The sequence below is a fragment of the Photobacterium sp. 270122K genome, from assembly GCF_059941365.1.
In genome coordinates this window covers 23232-39468 of the sequence record NZ_JBPOEN010000014.1, presented here as the reverse complement: position 1 = coordinate 39468, position 16237 = coordinate 23232, and the positions used below count along the sequence as shown (strand labels likewise).

Below are 16237 nucleotides of genomic sequence, written 5' to 3'. Positions count from 1 at the left end.
TTGAGCGACACACCGTATTACCACGGTGTGTCGCGTAGTGTCAGAAGCACCATTTAGTGCGGTAAATTACCGATCCCTTCATTCATGGCATTCAACAAATCACCGTTATCCTGCTGGTAGGCCCACGAAAACACACCCGCCAGTTTGTGTTTTACCGCATAACGGCCTTTTTGGTACACATCGTAAGGGTGGTCAAACGTCACGAAAGCGCCGTCTTTTTGTCTCCATGCATAATGGCAGGCGCAGTCGGCGTTATAACGAATTTCAAACCCATCGCGTCCTTTACCGTCTTTGCCCAATAGGGTGTCGTACAGCGTGGCATAGGTGATCACACCCGACTCATCTCCCGGTTGTGTCGCGAGAGGAAACAGCTCTGTCGCTGCGGTGCCAAATGGCCCTCCTTTGTTATGGGGTGTCACGCCTTGCCAGCCTCGGGCATATTTGGCTACCCCAATCACGAGTCTTTCCGCCGGTACACCCATGGCGATAAACTTTTCGACGGCGCGGTTCACGCTATGGTCATGGCCCTTTTTCACATTGTTGGGGTGGGACTGCAGGTTGGTATGATGACCAATGTTGTCTGGAAACCAGCTGCCAAACAAATCGTAGGTCATCAGGAAGAGAAGATCGGTATGCGGCGCGACATCGCGGTAATTAACAAATTGCGTGAGGTAATCTATGGTATTCACCGCCGCCGAGTTGATGTATTGGCGCGATGTTTGTTGTTCCAGTTTTGCCAGTCCGTGGTTGAGATCTTTCATTAGCAGCGCAAACCCTTGGCCTTCTTCTGCCGTTAACGGGTATTCCCAATCAATGTCGATACCATCAAACACCGGATATTTCGCCAGGTAATCCAATGTGGAATCCACGAACGTTTGTCGATTGGCTTCACTGGCGACCACTTGGGTGAAGGTGGCAGAACGGCCACCGCCGCCGATGGAGAGTAAAATTTTCAGGTGCGGGTAGCGTTTTTTCAGTTGCTCAAACTGCGCGATAAAGGTGGTATCGATGGTGCTGTCGCTAACGGCCAATCGGTTATCAGCGATGTTCTTACATACCTCATCCAACACGTCTCTTTGCTGTTCGCCACAGACTTCCACGAACGCATAAATGAGGTGGGTCAGGTTATCGCCATTGATATCCGCTACCACAGAGGGACCCACCCAATTGCCAATGTAGGTCGCCACCACTTTACCACTATTTTGCTGATAGTGCTGATATTCACCGGAAAAGAAATCGTGGCCAGTTTGTGGCGGGATGAAAGTGTCATTAGCTACAGCGGAAGCCGATGTGGCGGCACACAACAGTGCCAGTGAAACCCAAGATGGTGTGAGAACGTTCATAGCAATCCTACATACAATGAATCACGAACAGGTTGCGTTATGTACTCAAAGGGATGAAGACATACCACGACCGAAGTATTGCTGCATCAATGCGCAATAAATCAATATAGAATTTGTGGGTATTGCTGAGCAATCTATAAACAATGCTTGTCGGCTATTGTGCGATGCAGTTCATTGTTTTGAACAAGGACGAAGCATTTACGCTATGCGCGCTTCCCTCGCTTCTAATAAAAATAACATCACATTCATTATTTACATTATTTCTACATTTGTTATTTATTCTCTGTTTAGAGGTGCGCCTATTATAACGACTTTCTCGTAATGTGAGGGGAGGGGTAAAGTCTATTGAACTTTTGATTTTTATCATGGGTTGATGGGATTGTTGTTTAATATAATTCCTGTTTATTTCACATCAAAAAAGGCTTTAAAGGAATATAATGCCAGTAGGACAAGTAAAATCGTTTAGTGCACAAAAAGGATATGGCTTTATTTCTGATGATAATGAGTCATATTTCTTTCATGTATCCGATTTGCCAAAAAACATGCCGTTTGATCAAGTGAAACGCGGTGTGACATTCCGTTTTGATGATGTCCCTGCACCGAAGGGAATGACGGCACAAAGCTCATTAAAATAGAGCAAAGCATGGTTTTTCAGGCCTGTACTGGCCAAATTGTGAGGTGATAACCTACCCCAAAATTTGGTGAGGTTAAACTGAGAGTGCCGATTAAAAGTCCATTTAATCGCGATCCTCAAAAGCGCCGCCAAAGCTTTTGTCGAGGAATATAATACCAAGCGTTTTTGGCAGACGTTCCCATGGGGTCTCATTGTGTTTATCACTGTTTTTATCATTATTGTTTTGAACAACCAATAATTCATAGCGGCTGTTTCGATATTCTTCCTGATATTCATCTCTCTTGTTCTTTGTGTTTTCGGCTCCTTGTTGCATTGGTGCAGCAGGAGCTGCACAGTATGGCCTCCTTGTTTACCACTCAACTTGTTTATATTCCCCTCTTTTGTCTTCCTTTCTATCATCGTGAACGATCGCTACTGATGCAGACAGTATTCAACTATGTGTGTATGAATGCATTATTTGCATAAAAAACAAGCAAAAAATCTTGTAGGAATATTCTCTCATACATGCTTTTTGGATAAAAAAACTGAACCAATATCACAAATTCAATAAGTCACTCGTGGAGAATGCAATTTTTCGTAGTTAAATACAGAAAAATTAGGATGTTAACTGAGATTAATATTCTGGTTTTTCATGAAACGATGAATGCTGACTTTTTTAATATAAGCCTGTCGATTTCATGTTTGGATGATTTATGAAAACAAAACAGACCGGTATTGTTTCTGATAGCGGGCTTTAAATGTGTCGATAAATAATATCGACATGCTATTACCCACGCTATCGTCTCCATCACGCTGAACTGTAAGCATGAGTTCGCAACGGAGGGCGTGAATCATAATAATCATCCATGACACGCCCTTTAAATAACGAATGAATTTGTCTGAAAAGACGAATAAATAACAGAAGAGCTAAACTTTGAATAAATTAAATAAAATAACAATCGCACTGGCTGGTGTGATGTTTAGTGGTTATTTGCATGCCGCAGACGCACACGCATCTGATGTTGTCGCTTTTGTTCCTGGTGAAACAAAAGTAACAAATGGCGAGATGGTATCGTACAACGGCGAGTGTTTTGTCGCTAAAAATAACCCAGGTATCTGGGAAACACCGGATGCAAGTTCATGGTTCTGGACGGCGGCTGAATGTTCAGGCGAACCTACTCCAGAGCCAGAGCCAGAGCCAGAGCCAGAGCCAGAGCCAGAGCCAGAGCCAGAGCCAGAGCCAGAGCCAGAGCCAGAGCCAGAGCCAGAGCCAGGTCCAAACCCTGATCTAGGCGACATCATTCCATTTATCCCGGGTCAAACTCAGGTGAGCAATGGTGATGTTGTGTCTTACAACGATCAATGTTTCATCGCAAAGAATAACCCTGGTGTTTGGGAAACCCCAAGCGCAAGCTCTTGGTTCTGGGAACTGACGGAATGTTCAGGTGAACCTGGTCCGGGTCCAAACCCCGATCCAGAGCCAACTGAGCTGTCTGTTCTGTCTCCAGTGGCGGGTCAGGTAGTGAACGCGAACGACGTGGTTGCGATCAAAGCAAGCGTTGACGGCGAATTGGCTGCAAAAGTGGAATTCTGGGCAAACAACCAGAAGCTATCTGTAAAAGTTGTTAATCAGAACCAAACGACTTACACGCAAAACTGGACACCAGTAGAAGCGGGTAGTGCAACAATCAACGTGATTGTACTGGACAAGAACAACCAGAAGCTTGAACAGCAATCTGTTTCAGTAACGGTTAAAGAAGAAGTGACTGAAGACTTCACTGCACCCGTTGTGAAATTCATCACCCCTGCTAACGGCACAACCGTTAACGAAAAAGACACGGTGTCTATTTCTGTTAATGCAACAGATGTGGATAACGACCTGAAGAAAGTCGTTGTTAAAGCTGACAACCAGCAAATCTGTACGTTCGATGCCGCAACGACCGATAAGTTCGCGTGTGATTGGCAGCCAACGAAAACAGGCGACATCACGCTGAACGCTATCGCGACCGATGCGCAGAACCTAACGTCATCAGCACGTGTGAAAATCACGGTTGAGCAAGACGTGGTAGAGCCGCCGGTTGAGCCACCAGTGACACCACCGGGTGCACTATGTGAAGAGTTCAATGTGTACCCTGACTGGACACGTGGTGATCACGCGACGGGCGGTGACATCATGGTTCACAACAACATTGCTTACTCTGCGATTTACTGGACCAAATCAGTACCGGGCAGCGATGCGTCATGGGCACTTCACCTGAACTGTGATGGCACAGAACCGGGTACGGCACCTTTGCTATCACTGCAAAACCCAATGGACCCAGTTCGTCTGGAAGTGGCAGGCTGGCCAAACACGTTTGTTGTAGCAAGCCCATCAACGGCGGCTCCTGCAACGTTGACGATTGATGCGATCAACAGCGATGCATTGGCGAACGTGGATGCACTAACGCGTGCGTTTGTGTCAATCATCCAGCAGGCTGAGCAAGCAGGTACAGCATCCATCATCATCAACAGTGATGTGCTTGATCTGGCAACAAACGACAAAGGCGCCGCGTTGGGCACCGTTGCAGTGAAAGAAGCGCTAACGAATGCGGTAGCAACCACAGGCGGTAAGATTGATCTCGATGCCATCAACGCACTGAGCAACGATGTGAAAGGCTGGGCACAAGCGCACAACCTGATCATCACCACGCTAGCGCCACAAGCGACATTTGGTTGGTCGCTAAACATCGGTGAGTTTGCTTACGATACGCATTCAGGCCGTCAGTCTGTCTGGGACGAAGCATCTGCATTTACGGCAGATCTACTGGATAACTTCGAACTGTACAAAGCGGATTCAGCAAATAAAGCAGACTTCGTGGCGTTCACCAAATCAGGTGAAACAAACGCACTGACCAGTGAGCAGTGGCACAATGCGCTTGAGTACGTGAAGCAAGTGTCTGACTACGTGAAGACACCAGCAATGCTGGCTGACATGCCAACGGCGCAAACGTCAGGTTACTTCATGGGTGATGCAGCGGGTAAACCTCAGCTACGTAAAGCGGCTTACAGCAACGTATTCGCGATTCTGTTTGATAACGATTCTTCGGATCTAACCAACAAGATCGATCAATACCAAGATGTGAAAGTACCTCTGTACTACGTTGGTGAAGAACTAGAGAAAGGCTCGCTAACCACGATTGAAGCGCTGAACCAACAGTTGGCAGCGGCTGAAAATGCGATGGATAACGAAGCATTCCTTTACGAAACACCGCAATCACAGTGGGTACCATCCACCGTGTACAAGTGGAATGACTTCCTTGATGGCCTGAATGCGATGCACAACATCGGTGTGGCAGGCAACAAGTTCTGGCTTCTGAACGAAGGCGAAGATGATGAAACAAACATCAAATACGCCAAAGTCGCGATTGCTGCATTCCTAGCACAAAGTATGCAAGAAACCATTCGTTACAACGCGTGTGACGAGAACAACTGGTCTGAAGTGAAATACGGCGCGCCTGCGGATTACCCGATGACAGCAAGCTGTGGTCAGCTAGGTCAGAAGTACGCAGATTACGGTGTGAACCCAGTGTCTGGTTTGGATTACGCTTACTCTTGTCCTCGTGATAACAAGATGGAAGTGAGCGCCCTGACACACGCGAAATGGTACGGTGCACCAGCGCCTGTATTCGCAGCACCCGATGCAGTACTGGAAGAGCGTGGCTTGCTAGTGAATGGCGCAGTAGGTCGTTGGACCAACAACGGTCACTGTAACGATGTACCAGAATCGGTAGATACGTCGAAGCAGGTTTGGGAACGTGATACGTGTAAGACGTACGTTGGCCAGAAAGCCGGTAGCTTCATTTGGGACGGCAGCAGCCAAGAAAGTGTTGAAGGTTGTGGCTGGTGGGGTCGTGGTGTTATCCAGACCACAGGTCGTCAGAACTTCGGTACGCTTAACCACTACCTAGGTCGTTCACACGTTGACCCTGAAACGATTGGTAAAACCATTGACGGTGTAACGGTTGAAGCGCCACCGGCGAACCCGCTGTACGCTGAACTTGATTTCTGTTCAAACCCAGGTTTGATCTGTAGCTCTGAAGAGAACAAAGAAATTAAGTGGATTGCAGGTCTGTTCTACTGGGTAACGTCAGTACAGGCTTACAACGATGAAGGCGGTCAGTACGCGGATTGGAACTACTACAACGAGCTGAAAAACTACGTTGATGGTGGCATGAAAGGTTCTCAATTCATTGATGACGTTTCAGGTATCGTTAACCGTGGTTGTCCTGACTTGACGTGTTCAACGGGTGACGTTCACAACGTGAAAGAGCGCCGCGAGAACTTTAAGCTAGTGCTAAAGCAATTGGGCCTTAACCCACAATAATGGGTTGTCACGTTCAATGAAATCAGATGGTTGAAGTCTGATTAAGTAACAAGAGAACCCTGCTTTTGATGCAGGGTTCTTTTTTATCTGTCGTTTAGTGTGCCTTTCTGAGAGGCGCCATTTTGCATCTGCATCCCCCTCATATCGGCCCACGATAGAAGTAAAAAAATGCTTGTTTTGTGGGGTTAGTTCAAAGAAAAAATCATTCCTGTAACAAATCGTTTCGGCATTATTTATATTGCTGACAAATTAATTGATAGTCATTTGGATTAATATGAAAAAGACCTATATTGCTTGCTTGATCCCCGCACTGCTTGCGAGCGGAGCGGCGTTTGGCGTACAAACGATGCCTGCTGACATGCACTATTTTAGTCAAAAGGAATTGCCATCCGACACGCAAGGTCGCTTGTTAGGCACCGTAAGTTTGGCACAAAGCCTGATTTTACCGACGGCTAATACGATCCCCGATGATCGTCATCCTCACTTGGTGGCGTTGCGTAAGACTTTGGTGATTTTTGAGCCGCAAGCCAATAACGTGGCGAGTAACGAGCCGATCACAGTGATCGCGAAAAATGCACAAGGTGACGTTGTGCATCGCGCCGCGATGCAACTGCCGAATCAGCAGCCGACAATTGCCAGCCAGCTTGATCTGGATATCGATACGACCAAACCTGAACAGTTTGATCGCCATCTGACGCAATTTCATGAGATTTCCAGCATTGCTGATGAAGCAGGCCAGCCCGCTTTCCGCAAGCTGTTAGCGCAGCATGACAGCATTCATGTTGAGTTGAGTGATGGTAATTGGATGAAGCACTTTACGCTGCCGGAAGATGACGCATTCACGGATAAAGTCGTGACTTTTTCTTCTCATGCTGGTTATAACTCGCACATCCAATATTCAAGGGGTAACGATACGCTGAGTCGCGGTCGATCACTGACTTATCATAACCTGAATGGTACTTGGTATGCTCAGGGGGACATGGACATCAATAAGGTGGCTTACAGCGACAAGGCTTACACCGTTGCGCTGCCAGCGGAAGTGATGCAACCGGGCCTGACGCTCACGTTCACCACGAGTGATGGCAAAGAAGGCGTACTCGATAACGTAAAAATTGGCATAAATACGCACTTGGTGTTGAATGCCGTCGACATTGGTTTGTTAACCCCGCCAAGAAACGCGTTTGTCTTCGCCAAAGATCGCGAACTGCAACGTCAGTATTTCCAAAATATTCAGATCAGTAAGTTAACGGTGAACCCGTACGAGTCGATATATTTTCCTGAAATCATGCTGCCAGATGGTCGTTTGCTGACAGATTATGATCCAAGTGCGTTTGATGTGTATGGCAGTGACTCACACTACCGTGTCGCACGTGAATTGGTATCGGCCGGGATCAACAGTGCCAACTACGGGGTGAACTCCTCATATGTGCGCAGTGGTACATCGTGGATCATTGATAACCCATATTACGCCGCGCAAGTTACGGTGAACATGTCGGTCGGTAAATACTCGACGGGATTGGTTAACCACGGCCTGCTAGGATCCTATGTCGGGGTCGCGTCAGTTGCTAACTCAACCGGTAATGAATTTACCCATGAGACCGGCCATGAATTTGGCGTGGGTGACCATTTCCCGGGCGGTTTCCGAGGGGCGATACACAACCGTTCCACCGAGCGCAATTCAGCATGGGGATGGGATGCCAATAAGAACATCTTTATCCCGAATTTCCTCCGAGCAGCGAACGGTCAGAGCACCTGTTACAACGGTGAATGTGCAGAACCGTTTGAGGGCCATGCCTTCGGTAAAGGCACCATGTCGGGCGGCTGGCCGCTATACCCTGAGCAGAATGCTTACACACTTTTCGCACCTTATGAATCCAGTGTTTTCCAAGACGCGTTGGAAACGAAAGTTAACTTTGATCTGAACTCGCCAACCGGTTTCAGTAAGTGGAATCATGATAAAAAAATCATGGAGCCTTGGACCAATACAGGGATCGATAATTTAGGCCTTGTGGTGATCATGTTAAATGATCAGGAATCCGTGCATCAGTTCGGCCCTGACAGCACGAAGCTGCAAGAGCTGTATACCGATTACAACATCGTTCATATTAATATGCGTGATCGTCATTGGGCCAGAGATCTGTACTTAACCAATGATGCAAGCTTTGAAGGCAAGATTGCATTGGTTGAGTCGTCAGCAGCATGGACGGCGACGGTGCATTTCAACGGTACGAGTCGTCCATTGCCGATGGGCAGTAAATATGCCTATCAATACACTCAAGGTGAATGGGTAGAAATAGACAACGATATCCTGAATAAGAAAATTGAGCGTACACCGAATAAGCAAGGTGTGGCAGTGACCACGCTGGTTGGCTATTACGATCCAGAAAACACGCTGCCAAGCTATATTTATCCGGCATTGCACGGTGCGTATGGCTCGGTTTACGAAGACCGTTTCATGCCTTCTGCGTGTCAGCTGAACGTGATGACGCGCGAAGGCGGCACCAAGACGTTTAACCTACACAACCGCCGTTTAACTACGGGGATGATGAACCGTTTTCACGTAAACGTTGAGACGGCTTTGCAACCCTACCAAGCGGAAGTGGTATGTCACGATGAAGTGTTAGACACGATTGCACTTGCTGCGCCAAAAGCGCCACTGAAGCCGAGTGTTATCACCACCGAAGCTGGCCAAGCACCGACGATTCAGGGCATTGACGATGTAGTGATTGCCCAAGGTGAGGCGTTTGATCCGCTGGCGGGTGTAACCGCACAAGATGACTTTGATGGCGATGTTACGGCATCGTTGGTCATTGAAGGACAGGTTGATAACCAAAAAGCCGGTTTCTACACCTTGACCTACAAGGCCTACGACAGTGCGCAAAGTGAAACCGTGGTAACCCGTACAGTAGAAGTGTTCAGCGAAAAGCCGGTACTGGCGGGCGTTGCGGATGCCAAGATCGATCTTGGGGCGGCGTTTGATGCGATGAACGGCGTGTCTGCGCAAGATGCAGAAGACGGTGACTTGTCTGCTGCTGTGTCGGTATCGGGTCAGGTAGACGTGAATACAGCGGGCGCATATGTGCTGGTGTATCAGGTGACAGACAGTGCGGGTCAAACCGTGACGGCAGAGCGTACTGTCACTGTTGAAAGTTGTGAGAATGCGTGGTCAGCGCTGAGCATTTATGTTGCCGGTGATCACGTGTCGCACAATGGTGCAGTATGGCTAGCGGGCTGGTGGACACAAGGCGAAGAGCCGGGCACAACCGGCGAATGGGGCGTGTGGAAACAAGTGTCTGATAATGGCTGCACAGTACCCAATCCAGGGCCTGAAGTCACACCACCACCATCAGGTGAATACCCTCTGTACCAAGCCGGTACGGCGTATAAAGAGGGCGACATTGTTAAAGGGACTGACGAACATCTGTACCAGTGTAAGCCATGGCCAAATTCTGGCTGGTGTGCAAACGCCGCGTATGCACCGGGTACCAGTGCTTACTGGCAAGATGCGTGGAATAAGCTGTAAGCCTATAGGCTGCTAGAAAATACAACGAGAAAAGATCTAAAGCGGTGTGAAGACACCGCTTTTTTTCTGTCTGTCGTTTGGCTCTGTCATTTGGAACTGTTGGAGCTCGGTCAGATCACGCGGCTTTGTGTGATACCTGTGGCCGCTCTTGTTGCGCCATTTGCTTGAGGTGCCGGAACATGTCACTGCCTAGATCCTCTATCGCACACACACTCAGCAGATCATCAATGAAGTGCTGGAAGGCACGGTACTCAATCTGCTTCACTTGCGCTTGCTGTGTGTCTGTCAGCATGTGGTACATGGTCGCGGCACCAAAATCCCCGAAAATGATATTCGCATCGTCATCAAACAGGGTGTTATGGGCATAGAGATCGCCATGACACACTTGGTTGGCATGCAGGTGCGCAAACACATCGGCCATTTGCGTCACGATCTTATCGATTTGCGCGATCGACAGCGTAAAACCTGTCGGGAAGGTATCGCGGGTACAGGTACTGAACGTGGGCGGCAAGCCTAAGTTGCGGTAATGGCTTGGGATCAAATTCATGATCAAAGCGAGGTAGCCTTCCTCATTCACTTGCGCCAACGACTGCACCACGTTGGGATGATGGCCCACTTTCAGGCAGGCCTGCAATTCGTCTTCCGGGTAGCCGTCGCTGGTCACTTCGCCCTTGAACACTTTGACCGCAATCTCTTCAGGGAAGCGATCTTGGGTGTGATTCCATGAGGCTTTTGAAATCACGCCGGATGCGCCTTGGCCCAGCACATTGTGCAAGGTGAAATCGCGGGATGGGATACAAGGTACCGTGTGGTTTTTGATGTCTGACTGGCTAAACGGGTTACCGGAAAACGCCAACCACGCCAATTTTGGCAGGTTAAGTAATTGGTCCGGGCATTCGGTGAGTTGGTTGGCAGAAATGCGCACTAACTCTAGGTTGTCCAGTTGCGACAGGGTCTGTGGTAACTGGGTCAGGCGATTGCCCGCTAAAGCTAGTTTCTGCAGGCGAGGGCGCTCACCCAAGGCATCCGGCAGGCTTTCAATGTGGTTTTCCGTCAAGATCAACCAGCGTAGCTTAGTCGGTAACGACTGTGCTGACACATGTTTGATCTGGTTAGCTTTCAATCCCACCATCTCTAACTCAGGGCATTGGCCAAGCACGTCGGGCAGGGTGTCAAACTGGTTGTTGGAGGCAAAAAAGATCTTCAGTTTTGTCAGTTGCGCAAATTCAGGCGGCAAGGCCGATAAGTGGTTATCAGACAAATCCAGAATTTCTAAGCTATCCGCGAGTGACAATATTTCTAAGGGAAAGGTGGTTAACTGCTCGGATAATTTCAAGCGCTGAACGCCAGCCAGTGCGCCCGATGTAAGCTGAGAAAGTGTCTGCAAAATGTTCCATCCGTAATTAGCGTGAGACAAAGCCCCATAGTTTACTGAACATTGATGTAGACGACTATGGTAAATCGCCTTCTGTCTGTATGGGTTATTTACGCTACCTATCCCGTTTCCCTGTCTAGCGCGTCATCCTACTTTTAATCTTGTCTTTAATCCCACCTTTAATGCTCCTTTCTTTATGACCTGTGACTAACATAAAAGGGGCGAAAGTGCCGGGGGCATTCACGGCCTTTGCGCGCTTATCGGAAAGTACGATGAGAGGAGAGGACTGTGAATATTGTCACCGTCGATGACACCAACATGCCGGTGTATCTAAATTTGAGTCAGCCTTACGAGGCGGAGTTTTCCGTGTATACCAAGAAGGTGCCTGACGAGCAGGGTGTGTTTGCGATGGATACCCTGATCGGCGGCAATGTGCATGGCTATTTGTTGTATATCGATAACGCGCCAGCGGGCTTGGCCGCCATTGCGGAAACGGCCACGGGGCATTATGAGGTGTGTGATTTTTACGTGGTGCCGGTGTTTCGGCAAAATCGCATGGGGCAACAGTTCGCACACCGGCTATTTGCCATGATGCCGGGTGAATGGGAAAGCAAACAGATCGCGGGGGCTGATCATGCCGTCGCATTCTGGCGACGCGCGATTGGGGCGTATACCGATGGGGTGTTTGTGGAAGATCAGTACCTTGACAGCTATTGGGGAACGGTCACGCGGCAGTGCTTTACGGTGAAATAAACCTACCGTCATGGCGTTAGAAAAAATTTGCTGCACACAACGGCACCGATGATGGTAATATTTTGTTACATTTTAAAGGGGTGGATATCAGCGCTTGTTTGCGTCTGCACACCTGTTGACCTTAACAAAAAACGTACACAAAAAGAGATAGAGGTGCCATGTGGCTGGAGCAAGTTTACTCACCCTGTTAGATGATATTGCGACCGTACTGGATGATGTGGCGGTGATGAGCAAAGTCGCCGCCCGCAAAACGGCGGGGGTATTGGGCGATGACTTGGCGCTGAACGCGCAGCAAGTGGCGGGCGTGCGCGCCGAGCGGGAAGTACCCGTGGTGTGGGCGGTGGCCAAAGGCTCGTTCCGCAATAAATTGATTTTGGTGCCTGCCGCTTTACTGATCAGTGCGGTCGCGCCGTGGTTAATTACGCCGATGTTGCTGCTGGGCGGGTTATTTTTGTGTTTTGAAGGCTTTGAAAAAGTCACGGAGAAGTTATTCCATAGCCATGTCGCAGACGAAGTGGCTGACGTTGTGCCGATGGAAACGGAGGAAGACTTACTGGCCTTTGAGCAAACCAAAATCAAAGGGGCGATCCGTACCGATTTTATTTTGTCGGCGGAAATCATCGTGATTGCCCTTGGCACCGTGCAAACCGCCCCAATGCTGACGCAAGTGCTGGTGGTGAGTGTGATTGCGTTACTGATGACCATCGGCGTTTATGGCTTGGTGGCGGGTATCGTGAAGTTGGATGACTTGGGTTTCTATTTGGTCGATCACAGCGAACCGGGCACGCTTAAGCGTTGGTTCGGCAACGGCTTGATCAAATCTGCCCCATACCTGATGAAGTTCTTGGCGGTGGTCGGCACCATTGCGATGTTCTTAGTGGGCGGCGGGATTGTGGTACACAGCATTCCTAACTCGCACATTTTACTTGATCACTTGACGGCACAAGCGGCTGTAGTGCCGGGCGGCGCGTTGATGTTACCTGCTGTGGTGAATGCGGCGATTGGCCTGTTCAGTGGTGGCGTGGTGTTGGTTGCAGTGAAAGTGTTTGGTTGGGTGAAAGCGACGGTTGCGTCGTAGCGCGCAGGTTATGATTACTCTGTCTGGTTTTTATGGCAGTTGATGTTTTATGGCAGTTGATGATAGATAAGAGGGAAAACGGTCGCCGTGGAGGGAATTCACGGCGACCGTTTTTGTTTGTTTCGGGGACTTAACGTCCGTGGTTACAGCGGCAACTCTTGCTGCAGTAATGCAATCACCGCATCGCCGCTGTCACAGGCTTTCAGGCTGTCACGGAAGCTAGGGTGGATCAGCTTACGGGCGAGGCTAGAGAAAATACGCATGTGCTGATCACCTTGTTCGTGGTTCAGCGTCAGCATGATAATGAAATCCACCTCGCCAGAATCGGACTGCCAATCAATCGGTGACGACAGTTTCGCGATGCTGATGCTGGAATGCACAATGTTGGCCGACTTGGTGTGCGGAATGGCAAACCCATGGCCAAGCCCGGTTGAGAATACCGCTTCTCGGGCCCAGATATCGTCTTCCAGTTTGTAGATATCATGCGTACGACCGGTCACGCCAAGGTTACCGACCAATGCCTGAATCGCTTCTTCTTTGCTGGAATAGGCGACCTCTGTAAACACACATTCAACGTCCAGTAACGGTTTGCTGGCTTGTTCACGCTGCGCGTTATCAAGTAAGGCATTCACCTCGGCAATGGTTGCGCACTGGCATGCCTGCTCGAACAGGTGCTGACTCTGGGTAAAGTCCACCTCGCGCAGGGCGGTTTTGGTGGCGGCAATTTTCGGGGCACTCATGCTGATTTCATCCAGCCCTGCGCCGACCAATAACGGCAATACGCGCGTATCTGCCCCCAGCTCACCACACAGACCAATCCAACGGCCATGCTGATGCGCCGTGCTGACCACTTGCCCCAGCATGCGCAAGAACGACGGTGACAAGCTGTTGTACAGCGGCGCCACTTGCGCATTATCACGGTCAACCGCCAGCAGGTACTGGGTCATGTCGTTTGAGCCAATACTGAAGAAATCCACTTCCTGACAGAACTGATCGATGATGAAAGCCACCGACGGCACTTCGACCATGATCCCCACTGGCAGGGAGGCATCGTACGCAATACCGGCCTTGTCTAATTCGGCCTTGACGATCGCCAGTTGGGTTTTCACCCAGCGAATTTCCTCGATGCTGTGGATCATCGGGATCATCACTTTGGCATTGCCATGCACAGAGGCGCGTAAAATCGCACGCAACTGCGTATGGAACAGGGGCAAGAACTGCGGGTAAATGCGTACGGCACGGTAACCCAAGAACGGGTTGTTCTCTTCCGGCAGGTTCAGGTATTCAATCGGTTTATCACCACCAATGTCTATGGTACGGATGATCACGGGCTTGCCGTTCGCCGCTTGTAGCACATCACGGTAGTGTTGCACTTGCTCGTCTTCATTCGGTGCGTGTGGGCGATCCATAAACAGCATTTCGGTACGGAACAGGCCGATACCTTCCGCGCCTTGCTGGAAAGCCGTTTTCGCTTCTAACGCACACGCAATGTTGGCCGCGACTTCCAGCGTATGCCCGTCTTGGGTGCGTGCAGGTTGCAGAGCAAAGGCGTGTTGGCGTGTTTGCTGCTGTTGTTTCAGCAGTAAGGCGCGGTTGAAATAATGTTGTACCCCCTCATTGGCTTCAATGGCCATGACACCCAATTGTGCGTCGACATAGACCGGCGTATTCAGGGCGTTCATGCACTCGCTCAACACGATCCCTGACAAGGTCGGAATGTTGAATGCTCGGGCAAGGATCACCGTGTGAGAGGTACTGCCTGCGTGCGTTAGGATCAACCCTTGCAGCAGGGTTTTGTCTAAGCCTAAAAATTGGCTGGGGGTTAAATCGTTCGCGATCACAACGCTGGCTTCGGTCAGGGCAAACTCGCGTTGACAGGCAACGTGTGGGTAGGCGGCCATCAGTAACTGGGTGGCCATATCACGAATGTCGAGGACACGCTCGCGCAGGTAAACGCTGGCAGACTGTTGCAGTTGGGCGGACAGTTGCTCAACCATGGCGAGAATGGCATCGGCCATGGAATGTGTCGCGAGTAAGGCGGTCACACCATCGATCAGTGTGCTGTCCTGCAGTATGGCTAAGTGCGCCTCTAAAATGGCTTTTTCATGGACGCTGGCTTGAGCAATGGCCTGTGTCAGGTTGGCATTGACGGTTTGGTGCGCATCGGTAAAGCGGGCGTATTCATCGCCTTGTGCCGGTGTGGAAAAACGCGCCAAATCGACGTGCTGGAAGTTCACCAGCGTGCCGTGGCCGATCCCTTGTGCTAGGCGCGTGCCGTGCAACAATGTGGGGGCTAAGCGGGTCAAAGATTGTGGCAGGATCACGGTATCGTCTTCACTGGCGATAGCTAACGTTTCATCACAGTGTGGAAACACATCGTTGATGTAGTGCTGCAAGGTGGCCAGTGCTTCTGTGCTGTCTGCGCCATCAAATAACAGGGTGCAGTCATCGTCTAAGAGGGTATCGGTGCCGACCAGTGCCAGTACGCTTTTGGCGTTGCCACGGTTGCTATTACGGTGATTGATCAGGGTAATTTGGCACTGGAATGGCTGGCAGGCCTTTTCCAGATGGCTCGCCGGGCGGGCGTGAATACCATTAGGGAGTGCACAGCGAAAAGAGAGTTCGTGTTTCATGATCACTGCCTTGTAATTATTGTGCTAACAGTTGCTGACATTGAGAAAAGACACGACGAGGGTGTTGCAACGCATCCTGAATCGTCACTTCCAAACAACGATGCTGGGCAAAGCGTTCATGGTTTTCGATACGAATATCGGCGGCCAAAATCACGATGTCGGCACGCTGAATATCTTGTTCCGTCAGACGGTTTTCGATCCCCATTGCACCTTGGGTTTCCACTTTAATGGTAAATCCCAGCTTCTTGGCGGTGTCCGTTAATTTATCGGCAGCCATGTAGGTATGTGCGATGCCTGTAGGGCAAGCGGTAATTGCAATCACTCTCATTGTTTTTCTCCTGTCAGGGAAGTCCTTAGATTGACAATATAGGAGGATGTACAGGGGGGAGATAGAAGAGAAAACAACCCTTTACTGGATATTTGTAACGTACCGTCGCAAGCGTGATAAGGATCACCACCGTCTGACCGCATGAAAGGCGGGAAGAAGAAAAGAAATGGCTGAAAACCACGATGTTGCGGTGACGTGCCGGCTTATGTGAGGGGGAAACGTGCGTGT

10 protein-coding genes are annotated in these 16237 nt (G+C 49.7%); 5 read left to right on the top strand and 5 right to left on the bottom strand.

Annotation, left to right across the window (positions count from 1 at the left end; genetic code table 11):
• Nucleotides 1-53: 53 nt before the first annotated feature.
• Nucleotides 54-1343, bottom strand: coding sequence for a glycoside hydrolase family 18 protein (locus ACSF8W_RS20890; RefSeq protein WP_500849040.1), 1290 nt, complete (start codon nucleotides 1341-1343; stop codon nucleotides 54-56).
• 437 nt (nucleotides 1344-1780) lie between these two features.
• Between ACSF8W_RS20890 and ACSF8W_RS20885 the strand changes: the two genes are divergently transcribed.
• Nucleotides 1781-1978: a cold-shock protein gene (locus ACSF8W_RS20885; protein ID WP_500849039.1), complete on the top strand. Its 198-nt coding sequence runs from the start codon at nucleotides 1781-1783 to the stop codon at nucleotides 1976-1978.
• 102 nt (nucleotides 1979-2080) lie between these two features.
• Here the strand turns inward: ACSF8W_RS20885 and ACSF8W_RS20880 are convergent, their stop codons facing one another.
• Nucleotides 2081-2290, bottom strand: a complete 210-nt coding sequence (locus ACSF8W_RS20880; protein WP_500849038.1) for a hypothetical protein — start codon at nucleotides 2288-2290, stop codon at nucleotides 2081-2083.
• Nucleotides 2291-2890: 600 nt separating this feature from the next.
• Between ACSF8W_RS20880 and ACSF8W_RS20875 the strand changes: the two genes are divergently transcribed.
• Both ACSF8W_RS20875 and ACSF8W_RS20870 read left to right on the top strand, forming a co-directional pair.
• Nucleotides 2891-6319, top strand: a complete 3429-nt coding sequence (locus ACSF8W_RS20875) for an Ig-like domain-containing protein (protein ID WP_500849037.1) — start codon at nucleotides 2891-2893, stop codon at nucleotides 6317-6319.
• A gap of 274 nt (nucleotides 6320-6593) precedes the next feature.
• Nucleotides 6594-9842, top strand: coding sequence for a M66 family metalloprotease (locus ACSF8W_RS20870; protein WP_500849036.1), 3249 nt, complete (start codon nucleotides 6594-6596; stop codon nucleotides 9840-9842).
• 115 nt (nucleotides 9843-9957) lie between these two features.
• Here ACSF8W_RS20870 and ACSF8W_RS20865 read toward each other — a convergent pair whose 3' ends face one another.
• A complete protein-coding gene (locus ACSF8W_RS20865) occupies nucleotides 9958-11229 on the bottom strand; it encodes a leucine-rich repeat-containing protein kinase family protein (RefSeq protein WP_500849035.1) in 1272 nt (423 codons plus the stop codon).
• Nucleotides 11230-11505: 276 nt separating this feature from the next.
• Between ACSF8W_RS20865 and ACSF8W_RS20860 the strand changes: the two genes are divergently transcribed.
• Both ACSF8W_RS20860 and ACSF8W_RS20855 read left to right on the top strand, forming a co-directional pair.
• Nucleotides 11506-11970, top strand: a complete 465-nt coding sequence (locus ACSF8W_RS20860) for a GNAT family N-acetyltransferase (RefSeq protein WP_500849034.1) — start codon at nucleotides 11506-11508, stop codon at nucleotides 11968-11970.
• Nucleotides 11971-12130: 160 nt separating this feature from the next.
• Nucleotides 12131-13048, top strand: a complete 918-nt coding sequence (locus tag ACSF8W_RS20855) for a DUF808 domain-containing protein (RefSeq protein WP_500849033.1) — start codon at nucleotides 12131-12133, stop codon at nucleotides 13046-13048.
• 143 nt (nucleotides 13049-13191) lie between these two features.
• Here ACSF8W_RS20855 and ptsP read toward each other — a convergent pair whose 3' ends face one another.
• Both ptsP and ACSF8W_RS20845 read right to left on the bottom strand, forming a co-directional pair.
• Entirely contained in the window at nucleotides 13192-15681 is a 2490-nt protein-coding gene (gene ptsP / locus ACSF8W_RS20850) for a phosphoenolpyruvate--protein phosphotransferase (RefSeq protein ID WP_500849032.1), read from the bottom strand.
• 16 nt (nucleotides 15682-15697) lie between these two features.
• Nucleotides 15698-16009 carry a PTS fructose transporter subunit IIB gene (locus ACSF8W_RS20845; protein WP_500849031.1) on the bottom strand — a complete coding sequence of 104 codons (312 nt, stop codon included), beginning with the start codon at nucleotides 16007-16009 and terminating at the stop codon, nucleotides 15698-15700.
• Nucleotides 16010-16237 lie beyond the last annotated feature (228 nt).

Excerpts from the sequence above, each read along its gene's own strand:
- ACSF8W_RS20890 (WP_500849040.1), bottom strand. The coding sequence starts at position 1,343 with ATGAACGTTCTCACACCATCTTGGGTTTCACTGGCACTGTTGTGTGCC.
- ACSF8W_RS20885 (WP_500849039.1), top strand. The coding sequence starts at position 1,781 with ATGCCAGTAGGACAAGTAAAATCGTTTAGTGCACAAAAAGGATATGGC.
- ACSF8W_RS20880 (WP_500849038.1), bottom strand. The coding sequence starts at position 2,290 with ATGCAACAAGGAGCCGAAAACACAAAGAACAAGAGAGATGAATATCAG.
- ACSF8W_RS20870 (WP_500849036.1), top strand. The coding sequence starts at position 6,594 with ATGAAAAAGACCTATATTGCTTGCTTGATCCCCGCACTGCTTGCGAGC.
- ptsP (WP_500849032.1), bottom strand. The coding sequence starts at position 15,681 with ATGAAACACGAACTCTCTTTTCGCTGTGCACTCCCTAATGGTATTCAC.
- ACSF8W_RS20845 (WP_500849031.1), bottom strand. The coding sequence starts at position 16,009 with ATGAGAGTGATTGCAATTACCGCTTGCCCTACAGGCATCGCACATACC.